The following is a 14,264-nucleotide window of genomic DNA, read 5'->3' as shown; positions in this document are numbered from 1 at the left end:
CTACGTCTCTCGGAGTCGGCGACAGGGGCTGGTCGGTTGCCCTTGGCCCCTATCGTCGGACACTCCACCGGCGTTACCTCAACCGATTAACGCGCCGCCGGTCCTCACGGGCGGAACGCCCCCGGATGGGTCTGCTCCCGCACGGCCGTGTACTGCTGACGCACCGCCTGCCCCACTGCCAGCTCCTCGCCGGGCTCCAGCACCTGCGCCGCCGCGCCCTGCCAGGCCGGCGGGGTGCGCGGGTCGAGTGTGCCCTGCGACACGCCGAGCGCCCAGGCCGCCTGCCGGGCCGCGCCGATCGCCGTGTAGTCCGCGGGCTGCGGTACGACGACCTGCGCGCCGAACAGCGACGGCGCCGACGCCTGTACGGCGGACAGCTCGGCGGCCGGGCCGAGCAGGAAGATCCGGCGCACGTCCACGCCCCGACCGCGCAGCACGTCCAGCGCGTCGGCCAGCCCGCACAGCATGCCCTCGAACGCGGCCCGCGCCAGGTGCTCCGGCTTCATCGACTCGCGCCGCAGCCCGGCGAGGGTCCCCGCGGTGTGCGGCAGGTTCGGTGTCCGCTCACCCTCCAGGTACGGCAGCAGCACCAGCCCGTGCGCGCCCGGCGTGGACTTCATCGCCAGCTCGGACAGGCTCTCCAGATCCGGCAGGCCGAGCAGTTCGGCGGCGCCGCGCAGGGCGCGTACGGCGTTCAGGGTGGTGACGACCGGAAGGTGCATGCCGGTGGCGTCGGCGAGAGAGGTGATCATCCCCGACTGGTCGGTGAGCGCCTCGGGGTGCACGGCCATCACGGAGCCGGACGCCCCGAGGGACACGACCGCGTCCCCCAGCCCGATGCCGAGCCCGAACGCGGCGGCCATGGTCTCCCCGGTGCCGGCGGAGATCAGCAGGCCCTCCGGGGTCGTACCGGCCGCGTCGGACGGGCCGATCACCTCCGGCAGCACCGCCTGGTGACCGAGGGCCAGCTCGACCAGGTCGGGCCGGTAGGCGCCGGTGGCGGCCGACCAGTAGCCGGTGCCGGAGGCCCCGCCGCGGTCGGTGGTCCGCCGCACGGGGCGCCCGAGCAGCTGCCACACCAGCCAGTCGTGGGCCTGGAGCAGGACGGCCGTGCGCAGGGCGTTCTCGGGCTCGTTCTTCGCGAGCCAGCGCAGCTTGGTGACCGGCTGGGCCGCCTGCGGGACGGATCCGACCGCCTGCGCCCAGGCCTCCCGGCCGCCGAGCGCGTCCACGAGGTCGGCGGCCGCGACCTGGGCGCGCTTGTCGCCGCCGGCCATCGCGGGACGCACGGTGTTGCCCTGGGCGTCCAGCGGGACCACCGCGTTCTGCTGGGACGACACGCCGATGGCCTGTACGCCCTCCAGCAACCCGCCGCCGGCCGCCTCACCGAGTGAGAGCAGCCAGGCCTGCGGGTCGACGTCACTGGGCCGGCCCTCGGCCGGGTGCGGGGCGTACCCCTGCCGTAGTACGGCACCGCTGTCCGTGTCGCAGACCACGATGCGTGTGAAGTCCGGTGAGCTGTCCAAGCCGGCGACTATCCCCATGCGGAGAATTTTGCCGCATTCCCGGGAGTGGCCCTCACGTGTCGCTCGTGCCCCAGTCGTCCTCGGTCCTGCCGTCGCTGTTGCGGTCGCGCAGGGAGCGCACCGGGTGGGCCACCGACTCCGGGACCCGGTCGCCGACCTTGTCGCTGACCGTGTGCAGGGCCTTGCCCGCGTAGACGCGCCCCTGCTGGGCGGCCGTCTCGGCGGTGTTGCGCACCGCGGGGTTCTGCGCGATCCGGCGGGCCGACTTCTTCAGCTGCTCGTAGCGCTCACGACCGGCCCTCGTGCCGAGTACGTAACCGAGAGCCAGTCCGGCGAGGAACGTGAGCCGGTAGCGCATGGCTGCCACCCTTCCCGTGCGTAGGTTTCTGGTACCGCGCTGGCGTCGGGGATACCGATTGGCAGAGCACCCCCCTGCTTGCGCTAATGTATGTGTCGCAGCGAGCGCCCGCCCCCTGGCGAATACCCAGGTAGGTGCGTTCGATGCAACGAGGCGATCCTCCGTAGCTCAATTGGCAGAGCAGCCGGCTGTTAACCGGCAGGTTACTGGTTCGAGTCCAGTCGGGGGAGCTTCGGTCCTCCGTAGCTCAATTGGCAGAGCAGCCGGCTGTTAACCGGCAGGTTACTGGTTCGAGTCCAGTCGGGGGAGCGCTGAACGAGGACCCCTCCGGGGTCCTTTTTCATGTCTCCGGGAACCGCCGCGGCCTGCGGCGCTGTCCTCACGGTCATGAGCGGTGCGGTAGCCGACCAGCCGAGGCAGGAGATCGTATGAGCGGCTATGCTGCGGCAGACGGCGCGCACACTTGTACGCGACACGCCGCTATGGGGCGGTAGCTCAGCCGGTTAGAGCAGCGGACTCATAATCCGTCGGCCGTGGGTTCGAGTCCCACCCGCCCCACCAACGCAGGCCTCCGAGCCGCGGCACGTCTCTTCTTGGCAGGGAGATCATGAACCCCGCGTCGGCTTTCGAGCGCCATGCAGGCCGGGTGCCACCCAGGCGGCGCACCAGGGCGGTGGCGATGGGGTGTTGTGGACAGCGCTGACCGCCCAGCGGCTGCTGACGGCGTCCCGGACGGCCTGGCCTGAGCGGCTGTCGCGGGGCGGGCACCGCGGCGGGTGACGTGGAGGCGGTGCGGGCTACAGGTCGTCGGGTAGGAGCCGGAAGGCGGGATGGCCGGTCAGGGGGCGGACCATGCGGAAGTGATCGTCGGTGGTGAGCAGGGCGTCGGTGCGGTAGGCGGCGGCCAGGGCGACGTTCATGGCGTCGGTCAGTCCGATGCCCTTGCCGCCGTCGGCGTACCCTTCCGCGACCGCGATCGCCGCACTCAGGTGCGTGCTGACAGGCGGCACCTCGAATCGGCGCGTCGCCACGTTGCGCTCGATGAACCGGGCCGTCGCCAGGGCTTTGCGGGCTCCGGCGCGTGTCGCGATCAGGTGGTCCGGCTCGGCCAGAACCAGGGGGGAGATGACCAGGTGGCTGGTCGCTGGCAGTGCCTTCCTGTGCTCCTGGTGTCCGGTGAGGTTCGGGTCGAGCAGGCGGTACAGGCCGTTGGTGTCGGCGATGGCGACCAGGGTCACGCGCCCATCCCCTTGAGCGTGTCCTCGATCTCGTCGTCGGTGAGATCGGGCAGGCCGAGGTCGGGCAGGTCGGTGTCGCTTATCGGTACGACCCGGGCCACCGGGGTTACTACCTTGACGGTCCTCCGGGGCGGGCACGGCCGCCTCGCACGTCCTTGCCCACTGTCCGGGCGTTATGCCGGGGGCATCACCCCGTGGATCCGCGACAGGGTGAACATCCGCTCCGCGTCGCGTAGATGACACCAGGCGTACAGATACGGAGGGTCGAGGTCGAGGCCGCTGATGGTGCGGATCGTGCGGTTGCCCGTGGTGGCGACGTACTCGATGGTGACCGCCGTTCCACTGTCGACGGCGTGGGCGAGTTGACGGACATCGGCATGGGGGATGCGGGTCGCGTGTCCGGCGATGATTTCTTCGGTATCGGTGGCGAAGGGGATGCCATTGCCGGGGTCGGGGGCGGGATGGGCCAGTGGGGCGCCCGCGAGTCGGGTGGCCAGCTCGGCCAGCTCGGCCTGCTTCGGGGTGGCGGTCGTACAGGATGAGGTGCTGGGCCTGCTTGCCGCTCTGCGCGGAGGCGGGACCGGCGCGGTCGCCCGGGGGCTGCGGAGTCGTTCGACGCGCACGGTTCCGTCGGCTGTCTCCGCGACCGGCGCGTATCCCTCCGTCCGCAGTGCGGCGAGGGTTCTCTCCACAGGGGTACGGCTGACGAGGACGGTCGGGGCAAGGTGCCGCAGGCCCAGTGCGGAGAGTTTGCGGTGGGCAGCGATCTCGGTGAGGAGGGTGGGTTCCTCGCCGTGGATGACGCAGGCGGCCGAGGCGATGCGGATCCGGCCGTGGCCGCGTGCCGTGTCCGTGATCAGGTAGGACAGGGGCTGGGGCAGCGGGCCCGCGGCGACGGCAGCCAAGTCGGCCTCGATGGAGTCCGGGCTATGGCCGGCGTCCAGGGCGCGGCGGAGGCTCGCCGGGCTGAACCGCCACAGCGAGGCCGTGCCGCTGGTCTCCCGGTCGGCGACCGAGTCCAGCAGCGTGACCAGCCGAGCGGCGGGCGTGCCGGTGACGACGGCGGTCAGGTCGCTGCCGAAGCGGGCCGTCGCGGTGGCGGCGGGAAGCAAGCGGTGGCAGGCGTCGGCCAGTTCCTCGGTGCTGTCGGCCAGCAGAGCGGCGCCGATCGGGGACAGCGCACCGCGAGCGAGGACACCGAGCAGCTCCCCCACCCGGATCACGGTGGCGAACGGCGTCGCGTCCTGTGGCAGCACCTCGGCGAGCGGCCGTGACCAGTGGGCCGAAGGACCCAGTTCGGCTGCGTTCTTCGCGCCTTGCCCGGCCGGAAGCCGGGAGACGGCGGTGAGCAGCCCCTTCCGGGCCTGGAGACAGCCGGTGCAGGGCGGGGCCCCGGCCAGCGCGGGCAGCGCTTTGTCGTCGTCGTCCCGGGCCCGCGAGGGGGTGAGCCCAAGTGTCCACCAAGCGTGCAGCAGTACCGGAAGTCGCTCTGCGGGCTCCGATTCCGCCCAGGTGTCGTAGGCGTCCGTCATCGCTACCCGATCCCCGTCGCGGGCCATGAGACCGGCCTTGTACGCCGTCTCAAGGGTGAGGCGTACGACGGGCTCCTCGCATCGGGCCGCCTTGCCGATCCTGGCCAGTTCGCGGGTCCCGACACCGCCGGACTTCAACCGGGCGGGTGGAGTCGTCGCACACACCGACAGGACCGAGGCGGCGTGGGCGGCGAAGGCCGTGGCTGCGGCGGACGCCTCACCGTCGACCTCCGCCGGGGAGACGCGTACCAGAGGTGCGACGGGCGGCGTGGCGTCGAACGGGGCGTGCCAGCCTGGCCCGCGCAGCGCAAGCGTCACCTCGGCGGGCATCCGTACAGGGCCGTAGTCGTATCGACCCTGGACCAGCAGTCCCCGCTCCAGCGCCCAGCGAGCACCCGGATCGGGGGCGGACTGCCCCCCGAAGAGAACGAAAGCCTGCGGTCGGTACGCGGGGTCCGCCTTGCGTTCCAGCAGTTTCCGGGTCTCGGCCGGTGCCCGTGCGACCACCGCGGTGACGCGTGCCGGGTCGCTGTGGTGCTCCACGAGCGACGCGAGGCGCTGCGGCTTGGTGCCGGGAGGCCGCACGCCCAGAGACGTGAGCATGCGGCGCAACTCCTCGGAGGCCGTGTCCTTCAACAGCGTCGCCAGCGGCTGGTCCAGTCCGAGCGGCGTGTCCCACGCCTGCCGCAGGGGCGCGGCCATCCGCAGTGTTCCCTCGTCGTCCGGCCAGACCAGCGCATACGTGGACAGCGTCTGGAGCGCCGCTTCCAGGCCGCGCGCGGTCTCGTCATCCGTCGCGTCCAGCAGGTCCGCCAGGACCTCCCGAGAGGCCGGCGCACCCAGTGCCGCCAGTGCCTCGGCTGCCTGCAGGGCGGGCAGCGTGAGTCGGGGCAGCGCGAGGGCGACCGAGCCCGGCCGCTGCAGGCGTTCGGCCAGTTCGCTCACCGAGCGGGGCTCCGGCGGGGACACGGCATCCGACCGTGCCGCGAGTACCTGCTCCAAGTCATGGGCGTCGAGGCGGTGGAGCCAGGCTGGGAGGGTCGACTTACTGGACTTCACTGATCAGTGCACCTCGTCGAGGGGAACGCCACGCTTCGCGCCGGCAGGCTGGGCGGGACGCGCTGCGCCGTACGGGCCTCCAAGCATGGCGCATCGGGAACGTTTTCCGCTGCGGGAAAGCGACAGCCCCCGCCCGTCGGAGGCGGCGGCCCCGTCGACGAGTCCCGGCCGGAACGGAACTCGGGCACGGCCGGTCGCTCCGTGCAACTGGAGTGCGGCCAGTTGCGAGAGTTACCAGGGTGATTAGGGTGGAAAGTGACCCAAAGTGACCTAGAGATCAAAGGGGGCAGGTCATGCGTGCCAGCCACTGCAAGCGATCCGCCGTCCTGGGTACCGCCGTCATCGCCGCCACCCTCGCCCTGAGCCCTGTCGGCATCCAGCAGGCGTCCGCGGCGTCGCCGAACGCGACACACGCCGGCGCCACCGCCACGGTCGAGCGCGACGACAGCTACCGGCAGGGGTACAAGTCCGGGTTCCGCGCCGGGTGGGCCGACGCCAAGGACGACTGCCACAAGAGTGGCGGCTACAACAACTTCGCCCGGAACAACGGCTCCTTCGCGCGTGGTTACGCCGACGGCTACTCCGACGGGTACGCGCGGGCCGAGGACAGGTACTGCTGAGCCGGGAGGACGGGTACCGCCGAGCTGAAAGGCCGTCAACCGACGACGCTCTCGCCCGGGGTCGGCTACCGTCAACCGCCGCGCCGGCGAGAAGACTTGAGCCGGCCCAGGCTTGAACCGGTCACGTCCTGGGCACGGACCTCCTACCGGCGTGCAGCCGGGCGGTGTCGGCAGCAGGAGGGCGTCATGGACCGTCGCATCCGGGTACGTGTCAGCCGGCGGCCCGCCGCGCCGCGCGGGCAGGAGATCGACCGCAGGACGCCCTCGGGGCGCATCCTCCCGTACTGACCGCCGGGGCCGCACGGGCGGGAAAGCCCGCCGTCCCGTTCCGTCGAGGGCCGCGCACACCTCGCCCGCCCCCCCCGTGCGCGGACCTGCACCCCCGTCCAGGGGAGCCGAGGCGCATACTGGGCACTCATGGAACCGTGCGGCTGGGAGACGGCGTGAACGCAGCTGAACCGGCGCGGCCCCGGCGGGCCGTCGTGCCGAGGCCGGCGCCCGCGGCGCCGCGGCTCGACGTGTCACCGTTGACCGGGCGGAGCGGATTCCGGGCGGCGGGGGAGGTGAGCCTGCCCACGCGCGGCATCTGGGAGCGCGCGCTGGAGCGGGCCGTTCGCGAGGGCGAGGACGTGTCTTACTTGGAGCTTTCCGCGCTGACCTTCGTCGACGCCGCGGGCGCCGGCGCACTCGCGGCCGCCGCCCGCGGCCTCGGCGGCCACCGGCGTCTGGTGCTGGACCGGCCCCCGGACGCCCTGCCACGGATACTGGACCTGCTGTGGCCCGGTCTGCCGGGGATCGAGGTGCGGACGTCATGACCGCCACGACCGACCCCGTGGACCCCTTCGTGCATCCCGCGTTCTTCTACGCCGACGCGGGGGAGTACGTCGCCGGCACCGTGCCGTTCGTCCGGGCCGCGCTGACGGCCGGCGAGCCCGTCGCGGTCGCCGTCCCCGGCGAGAACCTGCGGCTGATCAAGGACGAGCTGGGCGCCGACGGCGCCGCCGTGCGCTTCCTGGACATGCGCGAGGCCGGACGCAACCCCGGCCGGATCATCCCCGGTGTCCTGCGCGCCTTCGCCGACGCCCAGCAGCCCGGCCGCCGGGTCCACATCATCGGCGAGCCGGTCTGGGCGGACCGCAGCCCGGCCGAGTACCCGGCCTGCGCCCAGCACGAGGCGCTCATCAACGCCGCCTTCCAGGGCCGCGAGGTCACCATCCTGTGCCCGTACGACACCGCCCGCCTGGACGAGCGGGCGCTCGCCGACGCGCACGCCACCCACCCCGTCGTCATCCCGGAAGGCTCCGGCACCGAGAAGGCCAGCGCGGCCTACGACCCCGACGGCGTGGTCTCCCGCTACAACGAGCCGCTGCCCCCCGCCCCCGACGACGGCCCCGGCGTGCTGCGCCTCTCCTTCGACGAGGACTCCCTGTCCGCCGTACGGCACCTGGCCACCGACCACGGCGCCCGGCTGGGCCTGACCGGCCTGGACCTGGAGAACGTGGCGCTGATCACCGCCGAGCTGACCACGAACAGCGTCGTCCACGGCGGCGGCACCGGCGTCCTCACCGTGTGGCCGGAGGACGGGTACGTGCTGTGCGAGGTCCGCGACCGGGGCCGCCTCGCCGACCCGCTGGCCGGCCGCCGCCCCGCCACCCGCGACCAGCGGGGCGGACGCGGACTGCTGCTGGTCAACCTGGTGGCGGACCTGGTCCGCACGCACACCGGACCGGAGGGCACGGCGATCCGCGCCTACCTCCCCCGCTGACCGCACGCCCCGGGCGGGCTCAGGCGGCGAGCGGGTCCAGGACCAGCGGTTCGATCCGGCCCTCCAGCATGGCGCCCAGGCCCTGCGCCGCGCACACGTCGGGCCGCTCGGCGATGTGCACCGGCATCCCGGTGGCCCGCCGCAGCATCTGGTCGAACCCGGGCAGCAGCGCCGAGCCGCCGACCATCACGATCCCGCGGTCGGCGAGGTCGGCCACCAGGTCCGGCGGGCACTCGCGCAGCACCTTGCCGATGGCGTCCAGGACGGCCGTCAGCGGCGTCTGGATCGCGTCGCGCACGGCGGCGGTGTCCACCCGCACACTGCGGGCCAGCCCCGTCGCCACGTCCCGGCCGTGGATCTCGGTCGACGCCGGACCGTGCGGGGTCAGCCCGTTGCCCGACAGGGCCAGTTGCAGCGGCCGCACCGCCTGGCTGGGCAGCATCAGCGCGTGCGCGTGCCGCAGGTGCTGCACGATCGCGTGGTCCACGGCCTCGCCGCCCACCGGGATCCGCTCGGCGGTGACGATGGAGCCCAGCGAGAGCACCGCGACCTGGGTCGCCGCCGCCCCGCACACCATCACCATGGTGGCCTCGGGCCGCTCCACCGGCAGCCCGCACCCCACCGCGGCGGCGATCAGCGTGTCGACCAGCTCCACCCGCCTGGCCCCCAGCCCGACCAGCGTCTCCGTCGTGGCGCGCTGGGCCAGCGGATCGGCGTCGTACGGGGCGCAGGCCGCCGCCCGCAGCCGGGGCTTGCGGCGCAGCGCCCGGCGCATCTTGTCGCCGAGCAGGTGCCGCAGCATCCGCTGGGCCATCTCGATGTCCACCACCGTGCCCCCGGCGATGGGCCGTACGACCCTGATGTAGTCCGGGGTGCGCCCCGTCATCCTCTCCGCGAACTCGCCCACGGCGATCAGCGCGCCGGTGCGGGTGTTCACGGCGGCGACCGAGGGCTGGTCCACGACCAGACCGGCGCCCTTCACATACACCCGGGTGCGGGCCGCCCCGAGGTCGACGGCGAAGTGACAGCGGCGCAGCCGCTCCAGGTCGACGGTCACGGCGGATCCTCCCGAGTGCGCGGGCCTTGAGGTCCCCGCCTGTCCGGCGGGCTCACTGGAATCCTGCGCGGCCCCGGGAGCGGGCGCCTTTCCTGGGCCGCCGGGCGGGGTGCCGCCGAACGGGTGTCTTTCCGGGCCGCTGCGGAGTGTCGGCGTGTCAGCGGGCGCGGAGGGCCTCCTCCAGCGGTTCGAGGCAGGAGACCGTGACCTCGCTGCCGCCCTCGCGCAGGAGGCGCCGGCCGGCGGCGGTGGGCGCGTAGCCGACGAAGCGGAGGCCGAGCTGCTGGGCGGCGGTGAGCTCGGCGACCGAGGAGCTGATCAGCACACAGGAGCGGGCCGGCGTGCCGACGGCGCCCAGGGCGCGCAGCAGACAGTCGGGGTGCGGCGTGAGCAGGCTGAGGTCGGCGCGGCGGCCGTGGACGCCCGCGAGGGGCAGCCGGTGGGGCTCCAGACAGCGGTGGACGGCCTGGGTGGACACGTCCGTCACCACGCAGACCCGGCGGCCGGAGCGGTGCAGGGCACGGACGAGCGCGAGGGAGCGGTGGGTCGTGGGCGCGTCCGGCACGGCCCGCAGCTCCAGCTCGTCGAGCCGTGCCCGCAGCAGCGGGCCGAGCCCGTCGTGGGCGTAGGCGCGCAGCAGGTCCAGCGGGTGCGTGAACGCCTCCCGGCCCAGTGCGCCCGCGACGGGCAGCGGCCGGCCCGTGAGCGCGTCCGGCGGATCGCGGTGGTCGGCGACGACGGACAGCAGGTCGAGGACGGCCTCCCGGGCCGTCTGCCCCGGGAACAGCCGGGCGAGGGGCCCGTCGAAGCCGACCAGCACCGTCCCGGCGCCCGAGAGCAGCGCCGCCAGCCGCCGCCGGGACGGGACCGGTGGCTCCGCCGCCGGCGCGGGCGCCCACTCGGGGACCAGCTGCACGGCGTACGACACCGCCAGCCCCGGTACCGGCCAGTCGTCCACCCCGGCGTTCACCGCCCGCTGGGCCGCGCCCGCCCGGCGCGGCGGGTAGCGGCGCGTGACGGGGGCCGCCGCGCCGCGCAGGTGCTCCAGCAGGATGCCGGAGACACCGGTGGCCTCGGCGCGGACGAACGCCACCGGGTCGTCGACCCGCCAGGACAGTTTCACCGCGGCGGTGAACGCGCCCCTGCCGGAACTCGGCAGGGACACGATCTCCCGGGTCTCGTGCGGGGTGAGGTCGACCGTGTAGTACGTCTCCGGGCGGGGCGGGCGCGTGCCGTAGGGGCGGATCGGGTCGAGCAGCGCCAGCGGGCCGCCGGGCCGGGTGTGGACGACGGCCGTGCGCCCCGGCGTGGGGACGCCCAGCTCGCGCAGGTCGGCCGTGATGAACGGGCCCAGCACCAGATCCCGCTCCCCGGGCTCGGCGGACCCGGGCCCGAGCGGGCAGTACCAGGCGGCCGGCGGGCTGTCCGGGGCGCTGTCGCGAAACAGCGGCCGGAACCGCTGCGAGCGCCGTGCGGCGGAGCTGGCGGCGAAGTCGTCGTACAGGGCGGGCGGTACGACGACCACCACGCCCGCCGCTTCCTCCGGCGGCCGGACGGGCGGGCGGCCGAACGTCACCCGCAGCCGCGGCGGGTCGGCCAGCCGGGCGAGCGCCTGGGGGAGTTCGCGCAGCACGGCGACGAGGACCGGCAGGAGGTAGGCGCCGGGCGCGGTGCGCACCAGGTAGCCGTCCGGGCGGACCTCCGCCTCGTACCGCCGGGGGCCGAGGGAGCCGCGGGCGAGGATCTCGTGCACGGTGGCTTCGAGCGTGATGCGGGCTTCCGGGCGGCCGGTGAGCCCGTCGGCGGTGAAGTGGATCTCTCCCCGGCCGGCGGCCGCCGCGGCCGGCTCGCTCCGCGGCCCCCGGCCCAGCCGCAGCAGCCGCTCGGCGCCGCGCCGCTGTTCCTCCGGGCTGCCGGAGAGGAGCGCGGCGACGGCCGGGGCCAGCTCCGTCCCGAGCGCGTCGGAGGCGTCGGGGTACAGGGCGCGCGCGATGCCCCCGAGCGCCCGGAGCGCCTCCTCCCGGTCCCCGTGGGCCAGCGGCGCGGAGTCCAGGCAGGTCAGCACCGGCCCGCCGGTGGTGAGCACGACGGAGCGGGGGGTCAGCACGCCGCGCGGCCCGTCCTGCGCGTGCAGGGCGAGGACCGCCTCGGCCAGCGGCGGGAGCAGCGTGCGGACCTCTTCGGCGGGCAGGCCGTCCGGGGCGTCCCGGAGGCGCCGGCGCAGGGTCGGGCCGGCGACGGACTCGCGGACCAGGTACGGGGTTCCACCGGCGACGCCGTGGTCCCGCACCGGTGCGATCCCGGGGTGGCGCACCTCGCCGAGGCGCCGGCCGAGGTCGAGGAAGGCGGCGGGGGAGGGGCCCGGCGGATACCGGCGCAGCACGACGAGGGTGTCACCGTCCCGCGTGTCCCGAGCGAACCAGCCCGTGCCGCCCGTGTCCTCGGCCTGCCGCAGCAGCCGGTACCGCCCCGCGAACAGCTCCCCGGCGCCGTCCGCGGTCAGCCGCCGGACGCTGTCCTCGCTGACCGTGGCGAACGGATCGCCCGCCGCGGCCGTCCCCGCGCCCGGCGCGGCCGGGACCGACGCCCGGAACTCGCCCGGTGCCCGGCCCGCCCTGCGGTCGATGAACTCGCCCACGCTGCGCAGGAGTCCGGTGGTGCGGTGGCGGTCGGTGCGGGGCATGCCGAGCAGCAGCAGCTCGCGTACGCCGTCCCGGAAGGCGTAGGAGCCGGGCGGACCGTCCGGGACGGTGGTGAGCATCCCGCTGACGATCACCTCGGCCAGGTGCCGGGGGCGCGGATCGGGTTCGACGGCGGCCTGGACCAGGCGCATCACCGGCAGGTCGGGGCGGCCCACCGCGAGATGGCCGGCCAGCCGGACCGCCTCCGGGGAGGCGGTCGCCCGGAACCGCAGGACGAGTTCCTCGGCGGACAGCAGCCCGACGTCCGTACGGTCCTCGGCGTCCGCCGGCAGCGGGCGCCCCAACCGGGCGGCGGCGCCCGGGAATCCCCCGCCACCCGGGGCCGCGAGCAGCCCGGCCCAGTGCGCGAGCCACCGCGGCTCCGGCTCCAGCACGGGGAGCGGGACCGCGCCGCCGGACACGGCGGGCTCGGGCGGCTCGTACGGGGTGAACGCGAGCGTCGCCGTGGGGGCGGCGGGGTGCGGGGCCGACAGGGTGCCCGGGACGGTGGGCAGGGCGGTGTCGCGCCACAGGTGTTCCGGGAGCGGTTGGACGACGGCCAGGGGCGTCCGGCGCGCCCAGCGGTGCAGGGTGGCGAACCAGCGGGTGCCGGCGGGCCCCTCCCGCCACTGCGGGCCCATGCAGTCACTGATCAGGAGGGTGACCGTACGGCCGTCGGCGGGGGCGTGCGGGCCGGGGCCGTGCACGGTGCCGTCGGCGGCGGCGCGGTGCAGGGCGACCGTGCGGAAGGCGCCGGACTGGGCGAGGACCGTGTGCAGTTCGCGGATCAGGGGCCGCCAGACCGGCATGGTGGGGCCGGTGTCGTGGACCAGGTCCAGGCGCAGCCAGCGTTCCCGTGCGGGGCGCAGCACCGGCAGCCACCACGCGGGGTCGGCGCCGAGGCGGGCGATGCGGTCGGCGGTCGCCGGCTCGTCCAGCTCCAGGCCCACGGGTGCCTCCACCCGGCGTCCCAGGGGGCGCAGCGCGCGTTGCAGCGCGAGCGGGTGACGCAGCATCGGGGGCGCCGGGGCCAGGAGCGGGGTATGGGACCGCTCCGCCGCCGGGGCGGGGCGGCGGGCGGGCAGGTGCAGGGGGACGCGGGAGGGCGGCTCGGCGGCGGGCTCCGGCTTTCCCGCCGGCTCCCCCGGCGGAGGGGGCGGGGCGGGGGCCGGGGGTGGGGCTTCCCGCTCCGGGGCCCCGGGACCGGCGGGTGCTTCGTCGCCGGTGGCGGGTGTCATCTGCCGGGCCAGCCACAGCAGTTCGGCCAGTTCCAGCGGGGTGGGGCGCACCCCGTGGGACGCCTCGGCCAGGATGTCGGCCAGGCGGACGAAGGGGTCCGTGGGACCGGGGCGTTCGGCGGCCCGGGAGGATGCGGAGGCCATCAGGAGCCGTCAGAAGACGTCGGACGGCGCGGTCTGCCCCAGGTACGGCATCAGCTGTTCGGCCAGCCGGTCGAGGGAATCGGCGTCCAGGTCGGCGGAACGGGCCAGGTAGATCGCGTTGAGGAGCTGGTCCGTGGCCAGGTCGCCGGTGCCCGCGCGGGACAGGAACCGGTCGATCAGGGTGCGCGCGTGGGCGTCGAGTTCGCCCAGATGGGCGCGGACGATCTCGGCGAGCCGGCGGTCGTCGGGCTGCCGCAGGCGCAGGGTGACGCAGCGGCGCAGGAAGGCGGGCGGGAACTCGCGCTCGCCGTTGCTGGTGAGGACGACGAAGGGGAAGGCCCGGCAGCGGACCCGCCCGCGGGCCACCGGGACCCGCTCGTCGGTGCCGTCGGCCAGCACCTCGGCGACGCCGTCCGGCGCGTGCCGCGCTGCACGCACCAGCTCGGGGATCTCGTACTGGCCCTCCTCCATCACGTTCAGCAGGTCGTTGGGCAGGTCGAGGTCGCTCTTGTCGATCTCGTCGATGAGCAGCGCGCGGGGCCGGGCGTACGGCAGGAGGGCGGTGCCGAGCGGCCCCAGGCGCAGATGGTCCTCGATGCCCGACCGGTCGTCCGCGCCCTCGGCCCCGCCCTGCCGGGCGGCCTCCTGCCGGGCCGCGTACAGCCGCGAGAGCGGGTCGTACTGGTAGAGGCCGTCATGGAGCGTGCTGCGGCTGGTGATGTTCCAGCGCAGCACCGGGCCGAGCCGCAGCTCACGGGCGACCGCGTACGCGAGCGAGGACTTGCCGGTGCCGGGCGGGCCGGTGACCAGCAGCGGGCGGCGCAGATACAGGGCCGCGTTGACCAGCTGGACCGTCTCCGCGGTCGCCTGGTACGTCTCGGCGCGGTGCGTGCGGTCGGGGGAGACGGCGGCGGCGTCGGCGGACGCGTCCGGCGCCGGGAGCGCCGGCCCGCCGTCGAAGTCCCGCCAGGGCGGCGGCGGGGGCAGCTCGGTGATGCCGTCGTGCGGCGCGTTCGTACCGGTGTAGACGGGCCACAGGGGCATGG

General features: G+C 74.8%; 10 protein-coding genes and 3 tRNA genes. 6 read left to right on the top strand and 7 right to left on the bottom strand.

Annotation, left to right across the window (positions count from 1 at the left end; all coding sequences use genetic code 11):
* Window positions 1–104: 104 nt before the first annotated feature.
* Both ACZ5DC_RS07655 and ACZ5DC_RS07650 read right to left on the bottom strand, forming a co-directional pair.
* Window positions 105–1,544 carry a xylulokinase gene (locus ACZ5DC_RS07655; RefSeq protein WP_468650415.1) on the bottom strand — a complete coding sequence of 480 codons (1,440 nt, stop codon included), beginning with the start codon at window positions 1,542–1,544 and terminating at the stop codon, window positions 105–107.
* Between the two features lie 34 nt (window positions 1,545–1,578).
* A complete protein-coding gene (locus ACZ5DC_RS07650; protein WP_366749462.1) occupies window positions 1,579–1,884 on the bottom strand; it encodes a YtxH domain-containing protein in 306 nt (101 codons plus the stop codon).
* 157 nt (window positions 1,885–2,041) lie between these two features.
* Between ACZ5DC_RS07650 and ACZ5DC_RS07645 the strand changes: the two genes are divergently transcribed.
* The 3 genes from ACZ5DC_RS07645 (at window position 2,042) to ACZ5DC_RS07635 (ending at window position 2,445) form a co-directional block, all read left to right on the top strand.
* Window positions 2,042–2,114 (top strand) — tRNA-Asn (locus ACZ5DC_RS07645).
* A 6-nt stretch (window positions 2,115–2,120) separates the two neighbouring features.
* A tRNA-Asn gene (locus ACZ5DC_RS07640) sits at window positions 2,121–2,193 on the top strand.
* Window positions 2,194–2,368: 175 nt separating this feature from the next.
* Window positions 2,369–2,445: transfer RNA gene (locus tag ACZ5DC_RS07635), tRNA-Ile, on the top strand.
* 236 nt (window positions 2,446–2,681) lie between these two features.
* Here ACZ5DC_RS07635 and ACZ5DC_RS07630 read toward each other — a convergent pair.
* Both ACZ5DC_RS07630 and ACZ5DC_RS07625 read right to left on the bottom strand, forming a co-directional pair.
* Complete coding sequence (locus ACZ5DC_RS07630) at window positions 2,682–3,122, bottom strand: PIN domain-containing protein (RefSeq protein WP_468650413.1); 441 nt, start codon at window positions 3,120–3,122, stop codon at window positions 2,682–2,684.
* A 173-nt stretch (window positions 3,123–3,295) separates the two neighbouring features.
* Window positions 3,296–5,713, bottom strand: coding sequence for a helicase C-terminal domain-containing protein (locus tag ACZ5DC_RS07625; RefSeq protein ID WP_468650411.1), 2,418 nt, complete (start codon window positions 5,711–5,713; stop codon window positions 3,296–3,298).
* Between the two features lie 293 nt (window positions 5,714–6,006).
* Between ACZ5DC_RS07625 and ACZ5DC_RS07620 the strand changes: the two genes are divergently transcribed.
* The 3 genes from ACZ5DC_RS07620 (at window position 6,007) to ACZ5DC_RS07610 (ending at window position 8,098) form a co-directional block, all read left to right on the top strand.
* A complete protein-coding gene (locus ACZ5DC_RS07620; protein ID WP_468650409.1) occupies window positions 6,007–6,333 on the top strand; it encodes a hypothetical protein in 327 nt (108 codons plus the stop codon).
* Between the two features lie 563 nt (window positions 6,334–6,896).
* On the top strand, window positions 6,897–7,148 hold the full coding sequence (locus tag ACZ5DC_RS07615) for an STAS domain-containing protein (RefSeq protein WP_468650407.1): 252 nt from the start codon (window positions 6,897–6,899) through the stop codon (window positions 7,146–7,148).
* Window positions 7,145–8,098, top strand: coding sequence for an anti-sigma factor RsbA family regulatory protein (locus ACZ5DC_RS07610; RefSeq protein WP_468650405.1), 954 nt, complete (start codon window positions 7,145–7,147; stop codon window positions 8,096–8,098). Before ACZ5DC_RS07615 ends, ACZ5DC_RS07610 begins: the two co-directional genes overlap by 4 nt.
* A gap of 19 nt (window positions 8,099–8,117) precedes the next feature.
* Here the strand turns inward: ACZ5DC_RS07610 and ACZ5DC_RS07605 are convergent, their stop codons facing one another.
* The 3 genes from ACZ5DC_RS07605 to ACZ5DC_RS07595 all read right to left on the bottom strand — a co-directional run bounded on the left by ACZ5DC_RS07605 (window position 8,118) and on the right by ACZ5DC_RS07595 (window position 14,262).
* A complete protein-coding gene (locus ACZ5DC_RS07605) occupies window positions 8,118–9,155 on the bottom strand; it encodes a rod shape-determining protein (RefSeq protein WP_468650403.1) in 1,038 nt (345 codons plus the stop codon).
* 157 nt (window positions 9,156–9,312) lie between these two features.
* Entirely contained in the window at window positions 9,313–13,218 is a 3,906-nt protein-coding gene (locus ACZ5DC_RS07600) for an SAV_2336 N-terminal domain-related protein (RefSeq protein WP_468650401.1), read from the bottom strand.
* 9 nt (window positions 13,219–13,227) lie between these two features.
* Window positions 13,228–14,262: an AAA family ATPase gene (locus ACZ5DC_RS07595; RefSeq protein ID WP_468650399.1), complete on the bottom strand. Its 1,035-nt coding sequence runs from the start codon at window positions 14,260–14,262 to the stop codon at window positions 13,228–13,230.
* Window positions 14,263–14,264: the final 2 nt, after the last annotated feature.

It is taken from the genome of Streptomyces sp. NPDC031445 (genome assembly GCF_055581365.1).
Note: the sequence above shows the minus strand (reverse complement) of the source record. Positions and strands in the feature narration are given on the sequence as shown.